General features: G+C 32.0%; 14 protein-coding genes, 1 tRNA gene and 2 pseudogenes. 13 read left to right on the forward strand and 4 right to left on the reverse strand.

Going from position 1 to position 25,151, the window contains the following annotated elements; genetic code table 11:
• Positions 1-71 precede the first annotated feature (71 nt).
• From B8869_RS12560 to B8869_RS00155, 4 genes and pseudogenes are all read left to right on the forward strand, one after another.
• Positions 72-494, forward strand: a pseudogene (locus B8869_RS12560) (IS30 family transposase); the annotation flags it as partial.
• Between the two features lie 100 nt (positions 495-594).
• Positions 595-2,409 (forward strand): PD-(D/E)XK nuclease family protein, encoded by a 1,815-nt coding sequence (locus tag B8869_RS00145; RefSeq protein ID WP_084229730.1) that lies wholly within the window; start codon positions 595-597, stop codon positions 2,407-2,409.
• Between the two features lies 1 nt (position 2,410).
• Entirely contained in the window at positions 2,411-5,419 is a 3,009-nt protein-coding gene (locus B8869_RS00150) for a UvrD-helicase domain-containing protein (protein ID WP_084229731.1), read from the forward strand.
• Between the two features lie 76 nt (positions 5,420-5,495).
• Entirely contained in the window at positions 5,496-6,839 is a 1,344-nt protein-coding gene (locus tag B8869_RS00155; RefSeq protein WP_084229732.1) for a butyryl-CoA:acetate CoA-transferase, read from the forward strand.
• 139 nt (positions 6,840-6,978) lie between these two features.
• Here the strand turns inward: B8869_RS00155 and B8869_RS00160 are convergent.
• Positions 6,979-7,052, reverse strand: a tRNA-Cys gene (locus B8869_RS00160).
• 476 nt (positions 7,053-7,528) lie between these two features.
• Here B8869_RS00160 and B8869_RS00165 point away from each other — a divergent pair.
• A complete protein-coding gene (locus tag B8869_RS00165; protein ID WP_084229733.1) occupies positions 7,529-8,929 on the forward strand; it encodes a uracil-xanthine permease family protein in 1,401 nt (466 codons plus the stop codon).
• Between the two features lie 34 nt (positions 8,930-8,963).
• On the opposite strand, the pseudogene B8869_RS00170 reads toward B8869_RS00165, so the two are convergent.
• Positions 8,964-9,951, reverse strand: a pseudogene (locus B8869_RS00170) (IS30 family transposase).
• Positions 9,952-10,182: 231 nt separating this feature from the next.
• Between B8869_RS00170 and pheS the strand changes: the two are divergent.
• Genes pheS through argS form a run of 6 tightly spaced genes read left to right on the forward strand, consistent with a single transcriptional unit; the run spans position 10,183 to position 20,566 of the window.
• The gene (gene pheS / locus B8869_RS00175) at positions 10,183-11,205 is read left to right on the forward strand and encodes a phenylalanine--tRNA ligase subunit alpha (RefSeq protein WP_084229734.1); all 1,023 of its coding nucleotides are present in this window, start codon (positions 10,183-10,185) and stop codon (positions 11,203-11,205) included.
• Positions 11,206-11,217: 12 nt separating this feature from the next.
• Positions 11,218-13,602: a phenylalanine--tRNA ligase subunit beta gene (gene pheT / locus B8869_RS00180; RefSeq protein ID WP_084229735.1), complete on the forward strand. Its 2,385-nt coding sequence runs from the start codon at positions 11,218-11,220 to the stop codon at positions 13,600-13,602.
• 10 nt (positions 13,603-13,612) lie between these two features.
• Positions 13,613-14,152, forward strand: coding sequence for a cell division protein ZapA (locus B8869_RS00185; protein ID WP_084229736.1), 540 nt, complete (start codon positions 13,613-13,615; stop codon positions 14,150-14,152).
• The gene (locus tag B8869_RS00190; RefSeq protein WP_084229737.1) at positions 14,142-16,487 is read left to right on the forward strand and encodes a U32 family peptidase; all 2,346 of its coding nucleotides are present in this window, start codon (positions 14,142-14,144) and stop codon (positions 16,485-16,487) included. The genes B8869_RS00185 and B8869_RS00190 overlap by 11 nt, the downstream gene beginning before the upstream one ends.
• Positions 16,480-18,849, forward strand: a complete 2,370-nt coding sequence (locus B8869_RS00195; protein ID WP_084229738.1) for an endonuclease MutS2 — start codon at positions 16,480-16,482, stop codon at positions 18,847-18,849. The genes B8869_RS00190 and B8869_RS00195 overlap by 8 nt, the downstream gene beginning before the upstream one ends.
• A 10-nt stretch (positions 18,850-18,859) precedes the next feature.
• Positions 18,860-20,566: an arginine--tRNA ligase gene (gene argS / locus B8869_RS00200; RefSeq protein WP_084229739.1), complete on the forward strand. Its 1,707-nt coding sequence runs from the start codon at positions 18,860-18,862 to the stop codon at positions 20,564-20,566.
• Positions 20,567-20,856: 290 nt separating this feature from the next.
• Here argS and B8869_RS00205 read toward each other — a convergent pair whose 3' ends face one another.
• Positions 20,857-22,920 carry a stalk domain-containing protein gene (locus B8869_RS00205; protein ID WP_159445212.1) on the reverse strand — a complete coding sequence of 688 codons (2,064 nt, stop codon included), beginning with the start codon at positions 22,918-22,920 and terminating at the stop codon, positions 20,857-20,859.
• An 82-nt stretch (positions 22,921-23,002) separates the two neighbouring features.
• On the opposite strand from B8869_RS00205, the gene B8869_RS00210 reads away from it, so the two are divergent.
• A complete protein-coding gene (locus tag B8869_RS00210) occupies positions 23,003-23,740 on the forward strand; it encodes a hypothetical protein (protein WP_084229741.1) in 738 nt (245 codons plus the stop codon).
• 151 nt (positions 23,741-23,891) lie between these two features.
• Complete coding sequence (locus B8869_RS00215; RefSeq protein WP_084229742.1) at positions 23,892-24,878, forward strand: IS30 family transposase; 987 nt, start codon at positions 23,892-23,894, stop codon at positions 24,876-24,878.
• 41 nt (positions 24,879-24,919) lie between these two features.
• Here B8869_RS00215 and B8869_RS00220 read toward each other — a convergent pair.
• Positions 24,920-25,151 (reverse strand): 16S rRNA (uracil(1498)-N(3))-methyltransferase (locus B8869_RS00220; protein WP_144017913.1); only part of this gene is annotated, 232 nt, incomplete at its 5' end.

Genomic DNA, 25,151 nt, shown 5'->3' on the forward strand with positions numbered 1-25,151 from the left:
TCCGCCAAGTATGGCAATATATATTAATGATTTTTTAGGACAATTAAAGTAGTATGAAAATGCCAAAGTGGCAAAGGAAAAGTAGATGTTGTTTCGTAACTTTAGCAGAAAGAAAATCTAGATATTATATAGCAATCCTAGTTGAAAATAGAAAGTCGGAAAGCGTAACACCAGCAATAATAAATGCATTAAAAGATTATCCAAAAGAATTAGTAAAAACAATAACCTTTGATAGAGGTAAAGAATTTTCAGAATTTGAGAAAATAGAAAAGAATTAGGATGCAAAAACTTATTTTTGTGATCCCTATTGTGCATGGCAAAAAGGTACAAATGAAATAGTAACGGACTTTTGAGGGAGTTTTATCCTAAGGGTATGGATTTATCAGAAGTGAATATTGATGAATTAAATTATAACTTAAGTTTAATGAATAATAGACCTAGAAGATGTATAAATATAAACACCTAAAGAAGAACTTTTTGGTCTCTTACCATAGGTGTTGCATTTGATTTGACAATTCGTCTATAAAAAAAGATTTAATTGAAGGTAAAAGGCCGGATGTAATATCTCTTTCCGATGTGAAGAAGATAAGGCAAATGGCAAGCTTTGAAAAAATAAAACTAAATTATATAGTTAATAAGGGCGTTGAACTGAAAATAGTTGAAGAGTTTAAATCGTTGGTAAATTATACGTTGGAACAAAACAGAACTAATTTACTAAGACGCTTAGACCTTAAATATTTTAGAGTTGAAGGCTCGAATGAAAAAATTAATTCTGAAATTTTAAAAATTGATTTTAAAAATTTAGATGAGTTAGTTAAAAATACGCAAACTGAAATTTCATCAGAAATAGAATTAAAACCTTTTTTTGAAACTCTTGAATCGCTAAAAGTTTCTATAAATAGCAAAGATATTTTCGCTAATTATTCAAATCTATTTTCCAATTTGTTGGATAAAGCTGTAGATGCTATAGAAGAATTTTATGTGGTTTTAGGAGATTATGAAATATATAAAAATGATATAAGCGCATTAAATGCAATTCATTCAATTTTAGATAAGCTAATTGAGTATGGAGAGTATTTTAGCGAGGTATCATTAAAAGAGTATACGGATATATTGCTTGAATATTTAGATAAGATTTCAATTGAAGATAACGATCCTTTTAAGTCCAAAGTTTTTACTCTAGATGGAAGTTTAAAGTACAAATTTGATAACTTGTATATCACTTCTTTTGATGAAAATTTCCCTAAGTATAGAAGCGACAACTTTATAGTGGAAACAGAATATGAGTTTTTAAAAAAAATAGGTTTTGAATTGGATAATGAAGATGAAATTTACCAAAGAGAGCTTTTAAAACTTTTAATAGCACTGAATTCTGCAAATAAAACAATAATTTTTAGAGATGAAGAGAATGTATCGGCATACAATTCTATTTTAAATTTGGATTCTATTTCTGAAAATAGGGTTTCGACTATGATAGAGCTTTTTTCTAAGTCAATATTAGAAGTTAAAGAGGGCAATGATTTAGGCTATTTAGAAATGTATCAGTCTAAAAACGATATTGAAGAAATCTTAAATAGAATTTTTGAGGAAAGACTTAGAATTCTTTTGGGAAATAAAATTACTTTATCGGGGAATGCCAAAGAAATACTGAAGCTTAAAATTGACAATAGAGGATTTAAAGTAAGCGATTTAGATAGTTGGGTTAGGTCGCCATATAGTTTTCTATATTTAGAATTAGTGGGCTTAAAAGATTTTGTAGAGGATCAAGATCAAACCAACCTGGAAATTGGAATAGATTTCCACAAAATTCTTGAAAGATATTTTAAACAATGTGACTCACTTGACTTAAATAGGTTAAATGAAATAGTGGAGTCTGTTGCTCAAAATAGAGAACTTCCGAAACTTAGAAAAGAAATATATTCAGCAATGTTATCTGAATATATAAAAGCAGATTTAGAGAATAGAGATGGATTTAAACCGAAATATTTTGAATATCCATTTGTGATAAAAATTGGCAAGATAGAACTTAAAGGCAGAATAGACAGAGTGGACGAAAGTTTAGAAGGGCATGTAATTGTAACAGATTATAAACTCTCTAATGCTCCAGGGTTTAATAAACAAGGTATGGAAGTATTTCAAATTCCAATATACATGAGTTTTTTTGAAGGTAAATGCGTTGAAGGAAAGTACGGCGTTATAAAGAAATCAGAGGTATCACACGTTATAAGAAATGCTGAAAAACTTGGAAAGATAAAAGGTGCAAGCAATCAGTTGAGCACAGAAGAATTTGATGCAAAATTAGCAGATGCACTGAACAATGCACTAAGTATTATATATTTTATGTATGATGGAATTTTTGATGACTGGGATGATGTAGACTCACGAATCAAGGATTTGGCAAGGAGTTAAAATGGAGCTTAATAAAATACAAAAAATAGCAGCCGAGAGCATTGATAGAGATATAGTTTTAATGGCAGGAGCTGGAACTGGCAAGACACAAGTCTTAACGAATAGGTTTTTAAATATTTTAAAAAGTGGAGAGGATATAGACTCTATTTTAGCCATAACGTTCACCAAAAAAGCAGCTGCAGAAATGAGATTAAAAATAAAAAAGGCTCTTATTAATTCTAACGATAGCAGACTTATTGAGATGCAAAAATCCATTTCCAAAGCTTCTATATACACAATACACGGATTCTGTTCTGAATTGATTTCTAGATATCCTATAAGTGTTGGTGTTGATCCGGAATATGTTGTTTTGGAGAGTCAAGATTCCAACAAAATTTTAAAAAGTACAATAGAAAAAGTAGTTAATAAAAATATAGACAGTTTATACAACTTAATGTTTGAGAAAAAAAGCATATCAACTGATTTTTTAGAAAAAGAATTGCTAAGTAATTACTATGAAATGAAGAACTTAGGATATACAGTTTCTAAATTAAAAAATCTAACTGATGGAATTTTAAATAAAATTAAAACTCCAAATTTTTCTAACTTAATTGAACTTTTAAATGAGTTTTCAGAAGAACTTACCAATAGAAGTAAATTTAAAAAATTTATAGAAACAGATGAGTATAGAGAATTTTTAGAAGAACCGACTGTTGAATTTTTGAAAGAAATTGAAGACAACTTGGGGACTAAAAAAGGTAAAGAAGACTTATTAGAAGAAATAAAGACTGAAATCAAGAATATGCAGCTTTCACTCGAAACTAAAAATGTAGAATATATAGAGTTAGTTTTAAGATTGATTGATGAAATTGATTTAGAGTATAAAAAGGCAAAGCAAAAGATAAGTGCTTTAGACTATGATGATTTGCAAGAATATGCTTTAAAGATTTTAGAGACCGTTGGAGTCCAATATAAGTATGTGATGGTAGATGAATTTCAAGATACAAATCATATACAGACTAAAATATTGGATTTACTAACTAAGAGCAATCCAAATTTAAATCTATTTGTAGTTGGAGATCCTAAGCAGTCTATTTATTCATTTAGAGGGGGTTCTATTCAGACTTACAGAGAATATATAGACAATATGAGCGCTTGTGGAGCAGAGATTCTTGAACTTACTGAAAATTATAGAAGTTCGAAAAAACTGATTGAGTCATATAATTTCATATTTGAAAAGCTTATGGGAGATAAATATTCTGCATTAAATGCAAATGTTTCAGGTGAAGAAAAGTTAAAGATACTAGAGTCAGATAATGAAATTAAAGCTGTAGCAGATTATGTTGAACACTTGATAAGTTCAGGAGTTTCTCAAGGGGAAATCGCCATATTGTATAGAAAAAAACAGAGTATGGAAGAGATGGAAAGAGAGCTCATAAAGAGGAATATAGAAGTCTCAAACACATCTACAAATTTTTATAAAAATAGAGAAATACAAGACTTAATCATAACTCTAAAAGCTATCTCAAATGAACATGACATAATAAGTCATTTAAGTTATTTGAAAATGCCAGAGTGTGGGTTGAGTGAAGATGCTATATTTTTATTGGCAAATGAATATACAAGCTATGGAGAATGGGGAGATGATTTTCTAAATATATTAGAAAAATCAGACCAAAGTAAATTTAAAATAGCAGAATACAAATTAAATAGGCTCAGAGAATATTCAAAGGTGTTGAGCTTATCGAACTTGATAGAAAAAATAATATCTGAATTAGATTTTTATGAGATAGCATACTTCTTTAAAGGAGAAGTCGGAATAAAAAATCTAAGACAGCTTGTCATATATGCCATGGAATTTGAATGTGCAAATACATCCAACATACTTGAATTTATAGACCATATTGTAGGGATGGAAATTGAACAGGAGCCGTCAGATAGTGCTGTAAACTTAATCACTATACACAAGTCTAAGGGCTTGGAATATGATTATGTAATAATTATGGATAGTGATAAGTCATATAAAATATCTAATAGAAATAATCTTATAGAAATAGGTTCTAATGGAGTTGGAATAAATATTGAGGGTAGAAACTCAATTTACACCATGAATAGAAAAGAAAAAGAAGAACAGGCATTAGAAGAGGAAATAAGAATATTTTACGTTGCTTGCACAAGGGCGAAACAGGTTTTGACATTTGTTTGGAATAGTGAGTTAGCCAAAACTCCAAGCAATACCTATAAAGAATTGTTATTTGATTCTGGAATTGATGAATTAGAAGAACTTATATTTGACTTGCAGAGTACAGAGAAAAGAGCAGAGAGCATAGTTTGTAATCAGCCAACAGTAGATAGCGCAAGACTCTACAATGAAACTTTAATCAGAGATAGATATTACGACAAGACAGCTGTTTCAGAATACTATTCAGTATCTCAGTACATGCTCTATAGAGAAAATAAAGATTTGTATTTTAAAAGATATGTACTTGGAAATGATGTTGAATTGAAATTGGGAGGAAGTATAGGAGAACTTGACCCTATTATAAAGGGAAATATAGTTCATAAATATGCGGAGAATCCGGTAAATGAAATTGATTTATTTATAGAGCAAGAGCTTTTGAAATATGGAGTGGAATATAAACAGGAGATAGTTGAAGAGCTCAGAAAGCTAATAGACTATTATAACGATAATGCTGAAGTGGCAGTTGCCAAGGAGTGGGAGTTCTATTTAGGGCTTGAAAACTGCATAGTGCATGGGTTTATAGATGAGATAAGAGAAGTAAACGGTTGTTTGGAAATCGTAGATTTAAAGACCGGAGAGATGAATGAAGAAAAATTACGACACTATTCAGCTCAACTTCAAATCTACACTTATGCCTATGAAAAGATAACTGGCAAAAGAGTTAGTTCTGCTAAGGTGGTTTCATTAGTAGATAAAAAGGAATATAATATAGATATAAATAAAGAAGTATTAGAACGAAGAATTATAGATTTTGAAAACTTTGTCAAAGAAGTACAAATTTTGTATTAAATATGCAATTTATAATTTTTTAGGGGTATAAAGAAAATAGTTTATTGAAAACATTTATTTAATTATGGAGGACTTTATGGATTTTAAAAAGGAATATAATGATAAACTTATCTCTGCTGAAAAAGCAGCTTCATTTGTAAAAAGTGGCGACACTATAGACTTTGCATGGGCAGGTCAAACTCCAGTTGCAATCGACAAGGCGCTTGCTAAACGTGCGGGAGAACTTGAAAATGTAGTTGTAATGGGTGGAGTTCTAATGGGAGTTCCTGAAATTTTTAATGCAGATCCTGAAGGAAATGCTTTCATTTGGAAGACATGGCATGCTGGTGGAGCTGACAGAAACAGAATAAACAAAACAGATGCAGGTTTCTATGCACCACTTAGATATTCAGAATTACCAAGATGGTACAGAGAAAATGTTGATTTAAATATTGCATACCTTGTAACTACTCCAATGGACAAACATGGATATTTTAACTTTGGCTTGAATGCATCTCATTTAAAAGCTGCTATTGAAGTTGCTGACTTGGTAGTTGTAGAAATCAATGAAAAACTCCCAGTTGCTTTAGGTGGAGTAGAAAATGTAGTTCATATATCTGAAGTTGACTACATCGTAGAAGGAGAAAATCCTGACATCAAAGAACTTCCAGCAGGAACATTTGGTGAAGTTGATAGAAAGGTTGCCGAATTAATCGTAGGGGAAATGGTAGACGGAAGTTGTATCCAATTAGGTATAGGCGGGATGCCAAATGCCGTAGGTTCTCTATTAGCTCAAAGTGATCTAAAAGATTTAGGGGTTCATACTGAAATGTTAGTAGATGCTTTTGTAGATTTAGCTAATGCAGGCAAGATTACAGGAGCAAGAAAAAATATAGATAGATTTAGACAAACTTATGCGTTCGCTGCGGGTTCTAAAAAACTTTATGATTTCGTAGATAACAACCCATCATGTATGGCTTCAACAGTAGGATATACAAACGATGCAAGAGTAATAGCTCAACTAGACAACTTTGTATCTATAAATAACGCTGTAAACGTAGATTTATTTGGACAAGTATCTTCAGAATCTTCAGGATTTAAACATATCTCAGGAGCTGGTGGACAACTTGACTTCGTTTTAGGAGCTTATTTAGCAAAGGGTGGAAAGAGTTTCATCTGTCTATCTTCTAAGTTCTACAACAAGAAAGAAGATAAGGAAGAATCTAGAATTGTATTAAACTTTGAACCTGGTACAATTATCACTGCAGCAAGACCAAATACACACTATATTGTAACTGAACACGGAATTTTCAACTGCAAGGGTAAATCTACTTGGGAAAGAGCAGAAGGAATAATAAACTTAGCATCTCCAGAATTTAGAGAAGATTTAATTAAACAAGCAGAAAAAGCTGGAATTTGGAGAAAATCAAATAGAAAATAATTGTATTAGAGAAGCGGCCAATAGGTCGCTTTTTTTAATTGAAATTTTAATTATGAGTTCAAATAAATAAAATAATTTGAAATAGAGAAACTTGAAAATAAAAAACTCTGTAGCTTTGAAACTACAGAGTTTTAAAAAATGGAGGCGACAGCCAGATTCGAACTGGCGATAAGGGTGTTGCAGACCCGTGCCTTACCACTTGGCTATGTCGCCGAACGCTTTATTTATATTAGCACAGTTTTTTATATTTTTCAAGCAGAAATTTAAATTTATTAATTTACTTCACCTAGAAAACACTTTAGCAAAATTTATATTGTAAAATATGGAAAAAAATTATATAATAACAGTGTAAATGAAAATATTTTCCAAAGATGATATACGTTTTCAGTAGCTTGATTGGCAGGTGGTATGATAATATCTACTTTGCATAATTGAGAAATAATCTGAAGGTATATGTTTTCGTAATTTTGCAGACACTTTTTAGGAATTAGTTGCAAAAATCCACACAGTTTGAAGGAAAAGCTTTTACATATTCGACAAAGCCTATGTGTTATGCGTTAGATTTGATAGGTTGAGTTGATTTGCTGAGTATTAAATAATTTATATTTGAAGCTATTATAAATATATTAATTTAAAATAAGGCTAAAGCTTTTCTCGAGATAAAATCAAAAAAAGATTAGGAGAGAGTTATGGAAAAAAACGTGAACACATTAAGTGACAAAGAGCTTATCTACCAGTTAGAGGGCAAACCAAGTTTTAAAGTTGCATTTCCTATTGGTTTTCAACACGTACTTGCAATGTTTGCAGGAAATTTAGCACCGGTGTTAATACTAATAGGGGTTTTGGGGTTAAGTGGTACTGAATTAAGTTTAAGAATGATTCAATGTGCTATGTTTGTATCAGGTCTTACAACTTTTATTCAACTTTATCCAATCAAAATAGGTAAGTTCCAAATAGGAGCTGGACTTCCAATTGTAATGGGTACTTCATTTGCATTCGTTTCAACAGCAGCGACAATAGGAGGCGATTATGTAAGTTTTGGGCCTGAATATGCACTTTCAGTAGTTCTTGGAGCAGCTTGTTTAGGAAGTATGGTTGAAGTTTTAATAGGTTTATTCTACAAACAAGTTAAAGGACTTTTCCCACCACTAGTTGTAGGTAGTGTTTTGATCACTATGGGAGTTAACCTTTTAAAAGTAGGAGTAAACTACTTCGCAGGTGGTGTAGGAGCTGAAGACTTCGGTTCTGCACAAAACTTAGCTTTAGGATTCTTAGTATTTTTTGTAATCACTTTCTTACAAAGATTTGGAAAGGGAATGTGGAAAATATCAGCTATTCTAATAGGATTAATAGTAGGTTATATAGTAGCAGCTTTCATAGGTAAGATAGATTTCACACCAGTTATGAATGCTAACGTAGTTGGAGCACCACTACCTATAATAAAACCTTGGGAATTAAGATTCCCTATAGGAGCTGTTGTAAGTTTTGCTACAATTTATATAGTTTCAGGACTTGAAACAATAGGTAACTCAAATGGTATAACTATAGCAGGATTCAACAGAGAAGCAACAGCTGAAGAAACTTCAGGAGCTATTTTAGCAGACGCTCTTGGATCAACAGTTGCTGTACTTTTCAACGCACTTCCAAATACAGCATTTGGTCAAAACGCTGGTATAGTTGCTATGACTAAAGTTGTTAACAAATGGTGTGTTGCTATGGGAGCATTTGTACTTATGGCATCAGCTTTCTTACCTAAAGTTGGTATGTTATTCAACATCATGCCAGCAAGTGTTTTAGGTGGAGCTGTTATCACAGTATTCTCTATGATTATGATAAACGGTATAAAGATGATAGCTAAAGCAGGTTTCAGCGATAGAAACGTAATAGTTTTAGGTATAACATTTGGTTTAGGACTTGGATTAGGAGCTCATCCAGAAGCTCTAGTTGGACTACCATCAATGTTCCAATTCATCTTTAAAGATACAGTTGCTTGCGTATGTATAATTTCTATACTTGCTAATATAATCTTCCCTCCAACAAAAGAGGATAGAGATATGGCTGAGCAAATGATAAAAGAAGGCGACAACTAATTAGTTAGACGAATTGTCAAATCAAATGCAACACCTATGGTAAGAGACCAAAAAGTTCTTCTTTAGGTGTTTTATATTTTATACATTTTCTAGGTCTATTATTCATTAAACTTAAGTTATAATTTAATTCATCAATATTCACTTCTGATAAACCCATACCCTTAGGATAAAACTCCCTCAAAAGTCCGTTACTATTTTCATTTGTACCTTTTTGCCATGCACAATAGGGATCACAAAAATAAGTTTTGCATCCTAATTCTTTTTCTATTTTCTCAAATTCTGAAAAATTCTTTACCTCTATCAAAGGTTATTGTTTTTACTAATTCTTTTGGATAATCTTTTAATGCATTTATTATTGCTGGTGTTACGCTTTCCGACTTTCTATTTTCAACTAGGATTGCTATATAATATCTAGATTTTCTTTCTGCTAAAGTTACGAAACAACATCTACTTTTCCTTTTATGATCTAATCTGCCTGATTCCACTGTATCTGCTTCCCAGTGGCCTAATTCTTGCCTTCTGTATATCTCTTTAGGTCTTTTCTTAATTGTTCTACCTTTATCATTGAATTTTCCTCTTTTTTCTGCTGGCCTTTTAAATTTAGCTTTTCTTCTCAAATTTTTCATACTAGTTTTTGGCAGCTTTTTGGCGTGTATCATTCTATATATCGTTGATGTAGATGGTAATTCATGAATCTCATTTGTGTTTCTATTTGATATTTGTTCAGGGGACCAATGTTCGTTAATCTTTACAGTTAAATAATCAATAACATCTTTAGAAAATTTACTTTTTCTATGGCAGTCTTTTCTTCTATCAATATATTTATCATTTGCCTTTATCGGAAAGTACTTAGTGTAACTTCCCCTACTAACTTTTATCTTAGATGAATTTCTTTTAATTTCTCTAGATATTGTACTAGGTGACCTTTTAAGTGCTTGTGCAATTTTCCTTATACTCATTCCTAAATTTAAAAATTGGTAAATACAAGATCTTTCTTCTATGGTAAGATGGTTATAGCTCATAGTTAATCACTCCTTTTAATATGTTTTGTTTGGTCACTTACATATTAACACAGCTGATTAGCTATGAGTTTATTTATGTTGCACTTGTTATGATAAATTATCGTTAAAATAAGCAGTGGAAAAATCCATTGCTTATTTTTTTGTAATGATTTATGGTTATCGTGCTTTAATTGATATGTATGGCTCAAAATGCTATAATAAACAGATAGCTACAATGGATCGGAGGATGTAATGAAAGAAAAATTATTAGACATAAAAGCAAGAGTCCAAAGTGAATTAAATGAAATTCAAGATTTAAAAGAATTGGACCAATTGAGAGTTAAGTATCTTGGTAAAAAAGGTGAAATCACTGCAGTTATGAAGGAAATGGGAAAACTTTCTGCAGAAGAAAGACCTGTTATCGGAGCTTTGGCAAACGAAGTTAGAACAGAGATAGAAAACAGCCTACAAGATAAGATTACTACATTAAAAAATAAAGAACTGTTAGAAAAATTAGAGAGTGAAAGAATAGATATAACTTTAAATAAAGAACCTCTTTTAGTAGGACATGAGCATCCTCTTATAAAAACTATAGAAGAGCTTGAAGATTTATTTATAAGTATGGGATTTATGGTTATAGATGGTCCTGAAGTTGAGTCTGTAGCAAACAACTTTGATCTTTTAAATGCTCCTATGGATCACCCATCTAGAGATCTATCAGATACTTTTTATATTGATGATAAAACTGTTTTGAGAACTCAAACATCACCAGTTCAAATAAGAGCGATGAAACAATATGGAGCTCCACTAAGAATGGTTTGTTCAGGAAGAGTATTTAGATCTGATGAAGTGGATGCAACTCACTCACCAATGTTCCATCAATTAGAGGGACTTATCATTGATGAAAAGATTTCAATGGCAAATTTATTTGAAACTTTAAACATATTTGTTAAGACTTTATTTGGAGATGAAATAAAGACAAGATTTAGACCTCACTACTTCCCATTTACAGAACCTTCAGCTGAAGTTGACGTAACTTGTACTGTATGTGGTGGAAAGGGATGTCCAAGCTGCCACAACACTGGTTGGTCAATGGAATTATTGGGTTGCGGTATGGTTCACCCTAATGTGCTTAGAAACTGTGGAATAGATCCTGAAAAATATTCTGGATTTGCATTTGGAATGGGAATAGACAGAATTGCAATGATTAAGTACAAGTTGAACGATATAAGATTGTTATTTGAAAATGACAACAGATTCTTAAATCAATTTTAGTGGAGGCCTTAAATGTTTTTACCTGTTAAATGGTTAAGTGATTATATAGATTTAAATTTAGATATTAAAGAAGTAGCAGACGAATTGAGTTTAACTGGTTCTCACGTAGAATCAATTATAAATAGAGCTGAAAATTTATCAAAAATAGTAGTTGGTAAAATTTTAAAAATAGAAAAACATCCTGATGCAGATAAACTTGTAGTATGTCAATTAGATGTTAAAGATGAAGTTATCCAAATAGTTACAGGAGCACAAAATGTTTTTGAAGGCGCTGTTGTACCTGTAGCTTTATCTGGATCTCATATTGCAGGTGGAGTGAAGATAAAGAAGGGTAAGCTAAGAGGTGTTGAGTCAAATGGTATGCTTTGTTCTTTAGAAGAACTTGGATATGACCAATCTGTAATAGCAAAAGAAGCTAAGGATGGAATCTATATATTTGATGAAAACACTGAAGTAGGAATTTCAGCAATAGAGGCTCTTGGATTAGATGGAGAAATTATAGAATTTGAAATAACTCCAAACAGACCTGATTGCCTTTCAATTATAGGTATGGCTAGAGAAGTGAGTGCAACTTTTGATGTGCCACTAAAGCTTGAAATGCCTCAAATTAAAAATGAAGTCGAAAGTATTGAAGAGTACTTTGAAGATGTAGTAATAGAAACTGAAAACTGTAAAAGATTTTATGCTAAAGTTTTGAAAGATGTTGAAATTAAAGCATCTCCGCTTTGGTTACAAAATCACCTTGTTGCAGCTGGAGTTAGACCTATAAACAACATCGTGGATTTAACAAATTTTGTAATGCTTGAATATGGACAACCTCTACATGCTTATGATTTAGATGAGTTAAAAACTAAGAAAATAGTTGTTAGACAAGCTAAAGATGATGAAACTTTAAAGACTCTTGATGGAGAAGTTAGAGAGTTAAAGAGTGAAGATATAGTAATAACTGACGGAGAAAATGTAATTGGACTTGCTGGTATCATGGGTGGGTTGGATTCAGAAATAAAGCCTACAACTAAGAGAGTTTTACTTGAAGGGGCAAATTTTGACAAAGCTTTCATAAGAAAGACATCAAAGAGACTTGGACTTAGAAGTGAAGCATCTTCAAGATTTGAAAAGGGAGTAGATGTAACTTCTGCTAAGACAGCCGTTCAAAGAGTTTGTGAACTTGCAGAAGAAATAAAATTAGCTGATGTAGTAGCCGGAGAATTTGACATCTATCCAGAAAAAGCTGTAGAGAAAAAAATAAAGCTTAGAACTGAAAGAGTAAACAAATTAATCGGGATGGAATTTAGCACTGAAGAAGTTGCTAAGATTTTAAATAGATTATTTATCGAAACAGAAGTTAGTGGAGATGTGCTTGTAGCTACTGTTCCTACTTTCAGACTTGATCTTGAAATTGAAGAAGATTTAATAGAAGAAATTGCAAGAATATATGGCTACCACAATATTCAACCTAAGCCACTTGAAGGAAGCCTTTCAGTAGGTGGAAGATCTGAGCTTAGAATGCTTGAGAGAAGAGTTAAAAACATATTACTATCTCTTGGATTCAACGAGTTTATGACATACTCATTTGTAAGTCCAAAGAATTTTGATAAATTGAACTTACATGAAAATGATGAACTTAGAAATGTTGTAAAGATAATCAATCCACTTGGAGAAGAATATAGCATTATGAGAACTACTCTTACATCAAATATGATGGAAGTTCTTTCATATAATGCACACAGAGGTAACTTGAATGTAGCAGGATTTGAATTTGGAAATACATTTATTCCAAAAGCTGATGAAGATCTACCAACAGAGGTTACTAAATTATCAATAGGATTCTATGACTTAGGAGATTTCTACTTCTTAAAAGAAGTTATAAGAAGAGCTCTATGGCAAATAGGAATTGAAAAATTTGAATTAAAGAGAGCTGAGACTGAATTCTTACACCCAGGTGTTTCTGCAGAAATATTTGTGGGAGAAGAAAGCTTAGGGTTCTTTGGAGAAGTGCATCCTATAGTTCTTGAAAATTATGATATCAAGAAAAAATGTTATGTTGCAGAATTAGATTTCTATAAGCTTTTAGACTTAGCTAAAGAAAATTATACATTTAAAGAAATCCCTAAATATCCTTCTATGAAGAGAGACTTGGCATTCTTAATGGATAATGAAGTTCCGGCTTATGAAATAGAAAAAGTAGCTAGAGAACATGGATCTGAATTACTTGAAGAGTTTAAAGTATTTGATATTTATAGATCTGAAGCTTTAGGTGCAGATAAAAAATCAATAGCATTTTCACTTATATTTAGATCTTTAGAAAAGACTTTAGTTGATACAGAAGTAAATGAAATAACTGAGAAGATTACAAAGGCAATTGAAGAAAAATTTGATGCTACTTTAAGGTCTTAAGGAGGAGTATATGAGCAGTGAAAAAGTAAAAGTTCAAATAGATGATATGAACTTCTATGTCGTTGGTGGAGAGGAGACGAAAGTTAAGAAATTTGCTGATGATTTAGACAAGAGAATTAAGACTATACAAAATTCTAATTACAGACTTAATCAAGTACAAGCTCTTATTTTAACTGCTTTAAACATTCTTGAAGAAAAGGATAAAGAAGCAGAAAAGCTAAGTAATATACAAGAGGGCTCTGTTGAAGAAAAGAATTTAAACACCTTAAATGAAATTGAAGAGTTGAAGGCAAAACTCAATTCTTCGATTTCTGAGAATGTTAAATTGAAAGAACAGAGTGAAAGAAAACAAAAGGATTATGATTCTCTTATAAATGAAAATCAAAAATTGAGAGAGGATTCTAAGCAATTTGCTTTAAAGATAAAAGAATTAACAGAAGAGGTTGAAAAGACAAAATCTGAAAAGAATTCTTTGGAAGAGCAAATATTTGAATCTCAAAAGAGAATTATAGACTTAAATAGAGAGATTGAAAGTTTAAATGATAGATAAAGTTGAATTATTAGCTCCGGCAGGTGGCATGGAAAGTTTAATTTCCGCAGTCAAAGCCGGGGCTGATGCCATTTATTTAGGAACTGATAAATTCAGTGCGAGAGCAAAAGCGTTTAATTTTGATAGAGAACAAGTCAAACTTGCCGTGGAATATGCTCATTTAAGAGGAGTTAAAATTTATGTAACGGCAAATATTCTGCTCTTAGATAATGAAATAGAAGATGCATTTAGACTTGTGGAATATCTAAATGAAATTGGTGTGGATGGAATAATAGTACAAGATTTAGGTTTTGGAACTACTGTTGCACAGAGCGACCTTCCTATAGAAGTTCATGCGAGCACTCAAATGGCCATTAACAATTTATATGGTGCTAAGACAATTGAAGATTTTGGATTTGAAAGAGTGGTATTAGCTAGAGAAACCGGTCTTGAAGATATGAAGCTTGTAGATGAATTCACCAATCTGGATGTCGAGGGATTTATACACGGAGCTCTATGTGTATCTTTCTCCGGAGAATGCCTAATGAGTTCCATGATAGGTGGCAGATCCGGCAACAGGGGAGATTGCGCGCAGGCTTGTAGAAAAAGCTATAAGATAATTGGTTTAGATGGAAGAGAGTTTGAAAGCAAGTACTACATCTCTCCGAAGGATTTAAACTCGCTAAATACTTTAGATGAACTTATAGACAATGGAATATTTTCATTAAAAATTGAAGGTAGAATGAAAAATCCAGAATATGTGTATCAAGTTGTCAGCGCATATAGAAAAGCGATAGATAACAAAGTAACACAAATTGATAAAGATAAAGTTGAGCAAATTTTCAGCAGAGGATTCACATCTGGATTGGCATTTGGAGATTTTGGAAAAGATTTTATAACTGTGGAGAAGCCGAGCAACAGAGGTAGAGAAGTTGGCATCGTGGTATGTGTTAAAGGAGATTCTATTGAAGTTGAATTCTTTGAGGATATATCTCGAGGAGACGGTATTGAAATCTTTGACAAGAATAAGAGTGTTGGATTTAAAGTAGATAGAGACTATTCAAAAGGAATAGTTAAACTAAATTTACAAAAAAGAGTTCAAGCCAATTCCAAAATTTATAGAAACTATTCTGAGAATTTAGATAAAGAGATAAAAGAAAATCTAAATTCAGAAGTAAAGTACAGAGATTTATCGATTAAGTGCAAATTTAAAGTAGGAGAGCAACCTATAATTAAGTTGAACACAAAAGAGTTTGATGTTGAATTTGTATCTGATTATATAGTTGAAAAGGCGCAGAAAAAAGGTGTTTCCAAGGAGAAAGTTTCTGAAAATATTTCTAAGTTGGGCGGTACAGTCTATAATTTAGTTGATTTGAAGTTGGATGTAGATGAAGATATATTCATTCCAATATCAGAGATAAACAACTTGAGAAGAAATGCATTAGAGCTTTTGGACAAAAAATATTTATCTAACAGAGAACATGGAAAGATTAAATACAGTCTATATAGAAGTAAAAAGAAGGTATCCAAAAATTTATCCGTAGAAATTTATTCGATAGAGGATTTAAAGAGAATCAAAAACTTTGATGGAATAAAGATTTGTATGCCAATAGATAATTTTAATAGAGAAATTGAAAAAACAGCTCATGAAAATAATATTAAGTTGAGCGGTGTTTTTAAAAAGTTCCAATCCACAAGAGATTTGGAAAAGACTTTGGAAATTTTGAAATCTACGGATATATTTGAAGAGGTTTATATAAATAATTTATCTCAAATTTCACTGTTAAAAGATTTTAAGATAGATAAGGTAGCTGATATAGGCTTAAATGTATTCAACAAAGTAACGGTCAGCAAGTTGTTGGAGATGGGCTTTATAAGGGTATGTTTGTCTCCTGAATTGAACAAAGAGCAGATAAGAGAAATAGCAAAGGAATATGGAGAGTATATTGAAGTTGTATCGCATGGGCTTTTGCCGGTTATGACAATGCTACATTGCCCGATGTCTGTAAATCTTGCGTGCTCTATAGATTCTAATTGTGAAAAATGTAAATATTCAAAAGGATTTTACTTAGAAGATGCAAGAGGAGAGAAATTCTTAGTTGAAAGAAGTTCTAATATTTCAGAAATATTTAACTCGCATCCTATAATGTTATCTGACAAAATAAAGACTTTTATGGATTGTGGAATAGAAAGTTTCAAATTGAATTTGAGAGAAGATGTTTACGAAACAATAAAAGTGTATAAAAATATTTTGAACAGAGAAGCTTTTGATGGTATAAATATAAAAAACAATTTAATTGATAAGTATGGAAATATAACGTATGGACATTATAACAGGGGGGTTCTAAATGGATGAACCTATTTTAAAATCTTATAGAGTTTTAGAATTTGATAAGATGATAGAAAAACTAAAGAGTATGATGTCTTCTGAATTGGCAATTGAGTATGCTGATGAAATTAAAATATCATTAGATAAAATAGAGGTAGTGCAAAGGCTTAAGGAAACTACAGAAGCTGTGGACTATATTATAAAGAGAGGCGAACCGCCTCTTTTTGGAATATATGATATGTCAAGCTATATGAAGCGATTGGAAATTGGTGGTTACCTGACGGCGGGGCAGCTTATAAAAGTTGGAGACTTTTTAAGGGTTTCAAGGTATTTGAAAAACTATTTAGCGCCTGATGAATCCGATTTGCAGTCGGAGATATTGGTCAATTATTCTGAAGGTCTAATGGCTTTTAAAAAGATAGAGGATACTATCTCTGATGCTATAATATCTGAAAATGAAATATCTGATTCGGCATCTCAAAAGCTTGCTAGTATAAGAAGACAAATTTCAAAGAAAAAAGATAGCATAAGAGAAAGGCTTAGCTCAATGATTTCTTCGGGAAGTGAATATTTACAAGATGCAATTGTAACTATTCGTGAGGGGAGATATGTAATACCTGTAAAAAATGAACATAAATCCAAAGTAAAAGGTATTGTTCATGATATGAGTTCTAGTAAACAGACAGTTTATATAGAACCATTAGCAGTTGTAAATATAAACAATGAGCTAAGGGGATTGGAACTTGAAGAAAGAGAAGAGATTGAGCGAATATTACAAGAAATTTCTAGCAGAGTAGATGACGTTCGTCATGAAATTCTATTAAATCAAGTTCTGCTCAGAGATATTGACTTTATATTTGCAAAAGGTAAGCTTTCGCTTGATTATGATGGAAGAAAACCTATTATAAATGATTTGGGTTATGTGAACTTAAAATCGGCAAGGCATCCTCTACTCGATAAGAAAAAAGTTGTGCCGATTGATATAAATCTTGGAAAGGATTTTACATCGCTTATAATAACAGGTCCTAACACTGGTGGTAAGACTGTATCTATAAAGACGCTAGGTCTTTTGACATTGATGGCTCAATATGGTCTGCACATTCCGGCAACTGAAGATTCTGAAATTGCAATTTTTGATAAGGTATTAGCTGACATAGGGGATGAACAGAGTATAGAACAATCTCTTTCTACATTTTCATCTCATATGATAAATATAGTTGAAATTTTAAAGGATATCACTCCTAAGAGTTTGGTTATCTTTGATGAGCTTGGAGCAGGAACTGATCCTACTGAAGGGGCTGCTCTTGCAAGGTCCATAATGGATTTTATGTTAAGAAGAAAGATAAGATGTATATCTACAACTCACTATAACCAATTGAAACTCTATGCACTATCAACTGAAGGCGTTCAAAATGCAACTATGGAGTTTAATGTAGACACACTTTCTCCAACGTACAAATTGCTTATAGGGGTTCCTGGGAAAAGTAATGCTTTTGAAATTTCAAAAAAACTTGGATTACCTGATATAATTATAAGAGATGCTAAAAAGATGATTTCTGATGAAAATATCGAGTTCGAGGAAGTCCTATCTTCTATCGAAAAGGATAGAACTCGTATTGAAGAATATAAACAAGCTGCCGAAGCTGAGAGCTTGGAATATAAAAAGAAAAATGATCAATTAAAGAAAGAAATTGAAAAGTTAAATCAAGAGCGAGAAAAAGTGCTTGAGAAAGCTAGAGAAGAAGCGAATAGATTGGTGCTTAGCACACGAGAAAATATGGAACTTGTGGTTAATGAACTCTCTGAACTTAGAGAGCAAATGAGTTCAGCACAAGCTAGAAAACTTCAAGAAGCTCAGGATTTATACAGAGAAAGTTTCAAATCTGCTCAAAAGAAAAGTGAATTTGTACTAGAAAAGGCAGAAGAAATTATAGGGGAACTCAAAGTTGGAGAAACTGTCAGAGCCACATCTCTAAATTCGGAAGGGATTGTATTGGAACTTCCAGATTCTAAAAATCAAGTATTAGTTCAAATGGGTATGCTTAAGATGAAATTGCCTCTTGAAACTCTTGTCAGGACAAATGCAGAAAAAGAAGTGCAAAAGACTAAGACAAGAAAGATAATAGACAATAAGAGTAAGTATATAAAGACTGAAATAGATATAAGAGGAAATAATTTTGAAGACGCCAGAGTTATTATTGATAAATATATAGATGATGCTTATTTGTCTGGAATTAAAGAAATTAGGATAATTCACGGCAAAGGTACAGGCGTACTTAGAGAGAAGATAAGAAATTATCTTAGAAAGAATAAATATGTTAAACACTATGAAGATGCACCAGCCAACCAAGGTGGATATGGAGCTACAGTAGTAGAATTTAAAAATTAAAGGAGTAAATATGCTAAATTTTAAAGCTGAAATGGCTAATATACTTGTAGAAAAAATTGATAGCTTAGATTATGAAAAAATATTTTCATCAATAGAGACACCACCGAACTATGAGATGGGAGACTATGCATTTCCTGTGTTCTCACTTGCGAAAGTTTATAGAAAAAATCCTAATATAATCGCATCAGAAATAGCAGAATCAATAAATAGCGACCTATTTGAAAAAGTTGAATCAAAGGCTGCTTATATAAATTTCTTTATCAATAAAGACAAATTAGCTAAAGAAGTTTTAGGTGCTGTTTACGAAGCTAAAGAAGATTATGGAAAGCTTACTATAGGCGAAGGTAAGAATGTTATAGTAGAATATTCTTCTCCTAACATTGCAAAACCATTCCATATAGGCCACATAAGAACTACATTAATCGGAGACTCAATAAAGAAAATATATGACTTTTTAGGATACAATACAATATCTTATAATCACCTTGGCGATTACGGTACACAATTTGGAAAATTAATAGTTGCAATAGAAAAATGGGGAAATGAAGAAGAAATTAAGAAAAATCCAATTCCTGAACTATTGAAACTATACGTTAGAATAAACCAAGAAGCAGAAGAAGACGAAGCCCTTCTTGAAGAATGTAGACACTGGTTTAAAAAATTAGAAGAAGGTGACGAAAAAGCTGTTGAAATGTGGAAATGGATAAGAGAAGTTTCCATGGAAGAATTTGAAAGAGTTTATAAAATTTTAGGTATAGAATTTGATACTTACAAGGGAGAGTCTTTCTATTCAGATAAGATGGCAGCAGAAGTTGAGAGAATGGAACAAAAAGGTGTATTAGAAGAGTCTAACGGAGCTAAGATTGTAAATTTAGACGAATACAATATACCACCAGCTCTTATATTAAAGAGCGATGGTTCTACAATTTATTTAACAAGAGACGTTGCAACTGCATCTTATAGAGAAAGAGAACACAGCCCTGAAAAGATGATATATGTAGTTGGCTCTCAACAAATACTACACTTCAAACAATTGAAATATGTATTAGAAAAGATGGGATATGATTGGTCTGATAAGGTAGTTCACATTCCATTTGGTATGGTTTCTCTACAAGAGGGAACTCTTTCAACGAGAAAGGGAAATGTAGTTTATCTTGAAGATTTATTAAATAAATCAATAGAAAAAGTAATGGAAATTTTGGACAATCGTGAAAAAGAAAGAGGACAAGAGATAGATGACAAAGAAAAACTTGCTAGACAAGTTGGAGTTGGAGCTATCAAATTCCAAGAACTTTTCAACCAAAGAATAAAAGACTATACTTTTGATTGGGATAACACTCTATCTTTTGAAGGTGAAACAGGACCTTATGTTCAATATACTCACGCAAGAATTAATTCAATTCTTGAAAGAGGAGAATTCACTCCAGTAACTTTAGATGAAAATCTATTGGTTGAAGAGTCAGAAGTGAATTTATTAAGACTTATCTATAATTTCTCAAATGTAGTTGTAGATGCTCACGAAAAATATGAACCATATTTTGTAACAAGACATATAACAGAGCTTGCAAAAGAGTTTAATAAATACTATAACTCAACACAAATCTTAGTGGATGATGCAAAATTAAAAGAACAAAGACTTATGTTAGCTTATGCTGTTAAGACAGTTCTTAAATCAGGATTGGGATTACTTGGTATAGAAGCACCAAACAAAATGTAAAAAGAAAGATATCTGTGGCTTATGCTGCAGATATTTTTTTATGTAGGGGCGGCACGATAGACCCGCCCGATGTAGTCCGAACCAAAAGTATTGTTGAAATGCTGATATAAAAATATAGCTTCCAAATCTCGTACTTCTCCTACGAAAAACCGATCGGGATCTCGTCGGTGCATGATCAGAAAATCAACGTGAAACTAAAATTATAATAACACTAATATAAAAAGCAGCCTTCTCTATACGAGTTAGCTGCTTTTGTTGGACTATCTTTCGATAAATCCGTATTTAAAATTTTATTTAATATCTATAAGTGTTACTGTTCTTGTTGAATCGTTGTACTCGACATTTAATCCAAGAGCCTCAGCAACAAATCTTATAGGTATAAATGTTCTGGAGTCTTTAATAATGGATTGAGTATCCATCTCTAAATCTTTTCCGTTTAAGTTGTATGAGTTTTCTCCAATCTTTAAAGTCAGAATATTTTCACCATTAGTTATTTTAACCAATTGCTCCTCTTCATTCCACTCAACTTGAGCGCCTATCGCCTCAGCAACAAATCTAACTGGCACTAAAGTTCTGGAGTCTTTTATAAACGGAGCAGTATCCATTTTTTGTTTTTCTGAATTTATTGAATACTGTTTTTTATCTATAGTCATCTCTATAACTTTTGCCGAAGCATCATAAATTGTAGTGGACGTGGTTTTGTCACCAACAGAAACATTTATGTTAGCCTTATACAAGTCTGCTGTAGAAGTTATGACTAAATTTCCATTTTCATCAAAATTACCTACAAATCCATCTAGTGAATAAGACAATACTTTAGGACTTAATACTACAGTTCTGCCGTCCTTTAAAGTAGCTTCAGTAGTAACATTAAGTGTCTCTCCATCAGAAATTCTCTTTTTGTCTACTTTGGCATTAAGTTTAACTATTTCATCAAAACCCTTAACGGTGATTTCTTTGGTTGCTGTCAAACCATTTGAAGCGCTAAGAGTTGCGGTGATACTTCCAGGAGTTAAACCTAATAGGTATGACTCAAAGAATGAAGCACTTTCAGGGTTGCTACTGTTGTATTGGTAAGTCCAAGAAGATGTGTCTACAGGGTGTAAATTTTCGTCCCAAGCGCCTACTACTGTGTATAGTGCGCTTTCTCCAACAACAATTGAATCAGGACCCTTAAATTTAATTCCCTTTGGAACTCCAGTAACAGGTGCTGTATTAAAAATTCCTATTCCTGATACAACTTTTCTTTCAGCAGAATTTTTTTCTGGATTGATTACTCTTGTTCTTTCAGGACTGCCAAGCTCTTTTAATACCATTGCAGTTGAACCACCACCGTCAAGATTTACGGCTTTGTTACAACCTATGGAAATCATGAAGTCGGATAATTCACCAAGAGTAAGTCCGGCTGAACGAGAAGTTCTTCCTTCAGCAGCTGCTAAGTAAATTTTCTTTCCGTCGGCAGAAATTCCAGCTGCGGTTCTAGCCCTTCTTCCACCAAGTACGTTTATATCTTTAGTGTATTTAACAGCTTGTCCGTTGTTTACTAACAAAGCATGACCACCAACCATAAATTTAAAATTGTAGTCAGGAGTTATTTTGTAATCAACTTTAATTTTATCACCAACTTTTACATTTGCATTTATAAAATTCAAAGCTTGTCCATCTACTTGTAGAATTTGTTTTCCATCAGGCACTGGGAAATTAAAATTCTTTCCTTGGGAAATAGCCTCAACAGTTCCGTCAGAGTTTACCAAAACTTCACTGTTTTTCTTTTCGCCTCTTGAAGCAGAAGCCCAAAAGTCATTATAAACTTGAATTTTATTTTCGTGAGAGTACTCACCTGTACCGTCATACCAATAATAAGATCTATTTAGCCCATCTATAGGATAAGACGCATTGTTGGCTGCGACAACCTTGCCTTCAAAATAGGTTGTGTCTATAATGGCTCTATTGTCTGAAGTGATTCCAAGAGTATGACGATCAGTATATACACTAGGAGAGCTCACTAATCTTCCATCGATAATTGAAGCGTTATCAGGTGCACCTTGAAGTATCATATTAAAATAGTCGGCATTGACAAGAGCCTCAGCATTAGTTCTCTTTGCCATTGATGAGACAGTTGCACGTTGAGTGTACTTTCCATCTCCTGCTATAACTTTTAGATTGAGGTATGGATTGTTTAAATCAAGCTCTATAACCTCAACCCTAACTTTCTTATTTTGATAGTTTACATCGTGGCTAACTCGAGTAGCACCAGGGCTAAACTCTTCTCGCAAAACTTCTTTCGCATATACATTTGTGTTTAGTATTAACAAAAATACAAGCACAAAATATGTCAATTTAATTTTTTTCATAACTACCTCCATTCTTATATTATAACTTCTATTGAAAATAAGTTCTACAAAGGATATATTAAATATCAAGAGAGGTGATATTTTGTTATTAAATGATTTACAAATGGTGTATTCAAAAGCTAAAAGAGAAACCATGAGCAGAATGAAAAATAATCCGATTATGATTATAATGCCCGCAGCATATTCAGTGTTGTTATACTATGCCAATATGTTAATGGGAAATGTTATGAGAGGTGTAGGAGGATTTGCTTATGGCTTTATAACACCCATAATCACAGTTTTAGTTTTATCTAGTTATTATGAAATGTTATCTGACTTAAATGCATTTGGAAGAATTAGTTTTAGAAATTTTAAAAATTCCTTCACTAGAAATTTTGCATCGATTTATTCTGTGTTATTTATTATGTTTATAATAAACAATTTGCTGAATCTTAGCTTTAGTTTGTTAGCCATAGTAACTATAGGAATTTTCGTGGTATTCAATCCTATAGCAGAGGCTATTTACATAAGGGGAGAGAGTTATGTAGAAGCTTATTCATACTCTGCTAATTTTATGAAGGAAAATATAATTCAATGGGGACTACCGCTGGCATTATATTTAGTAATAGTTTTAGTTTTAACAAACCTTGGTGTTGTAGGAAGTATGTTGTCAGATGTAGTTAGTATTCCTATTGGAGTATCATATGGAATAACAGATGTTGCGAGATTTATGATTATAGAAGTCATAACAGCTTTTTACGTAGTGTTTAGAGGCTCTCTATTTAACATACTTTCAAAATCAACAATGAGAAAAAGAGCGTATATGGGTGGATTAGATTGATAGAAAAGAAGATAAAAGATAAGATTAAAGATATAGTATTTATTGAATTGATAATTTATCATAACAAGTGCAACATAAATAAACTCATAGCTAATCAGCTGTGTTAATATGTAAGTGACCAAACAAAACATATTAAAAGGAGTGATTAACTATGAGCTATAACCATCTTACCATAGAAGAAAGATCTTGTATTTACCAATTTTTAAATTTAGGAATGAGTATAAGGAAAATTGCACAAGCACTTAAAAGGTCACCTAGTACAATATCTAGAGAAATTAAAAGAAATTCATCTAAGATAAAAGTTAGTAGGGGAAGTTACACTAAGTACTTTCCGATAAAGGCAAATGATAAATATATTGATAGAAGAAAAGACTGCCATAGAAAAAGTAAATTTTCTAAAGATGTTATTGATTATTTAACTGTAAAGATTAACGAACATTGGTCCCCTGAACAAATATCAAATAGAAACACAAATGAGATTCATGAATTACCATCTACATCAACGATATATAGAATGATACACGCCAAAAAGCTGCCAAAAACTAGTATGAAAAATTTGAGAAGAAAAGCTAAATTTAAAAGGCCAGCAGAAAAAAGAGGAAAATTCAATGATAAAGGTAGAACAATTAAGAAAAGACCTAAAGAGATATACAGAAGGCAAGAATTAGGCCACTGGGAAGCAGATACAGTGGAATCAGGCAGATTAGATCATAAAAGGAAAAGTAGATGTTGTTTCGTAACTTTAGCAGAAAGAAAATCTAGATATTATATAGCAATCCTAGTTGAAAATAGAAAGTCGGAAAGCGTAACACCAGCAATAATAAATGCATTAAAAGATTATCCAAAAGAATTAGTAAAAACAATAACCTTTGATAGAGGTAAAGAATTTTCAGAATTTGAGAAAATAGAAAAAGAATTAGGATGCAAAACTTATTTTTGTGATCCCTATTGTGCATGGCAAAAAGGTACAAATGAAAATAGTAACGGACTTTTGAGGGAGTTTTATCCTAAGGGTATGGATTTATCAGAAGTGAATATTGATGAATTAAATTATAACTTAAGTTTAATGAATAATAGACCTAGAAAATGTATAAAATATAAAACACCTAAAGAAGAACTTTTTGGTCTCTTACCATAGGTGTTGCATTTGATTTGACAATTGGTCTGTATAAAAAAGATTTATATAAGGGGCCATAGAAGTTGGTGTTGCATTTGATTTGACAATTCGTCATCTAAAAATCTAAGGTCCTCTTCATTTTCATAGCAAACTATCAACTCACCATCAAAATCCTTTAAATCTTCTATCTTTATTGGATGGTAAACTTGTGGAATATAATCTCTTTTGGATTGTTTAGCAGCAACCTCTGAAATTTTTTGCCATCTATCAATTTTCTTATCAGTCTTTTTATCA

This window comes from Peptoniphilus asaccharolyticus DSM 20463, assembly GCF_900176115.1.
GTDB classification, from domain to species: domain Bacteria; phylum Bacillota; class Clostridia; order Tissierellales; family Peptoniphilaceae; genus Peptoniphilus; species Peptoniphilus asaccharolyticus.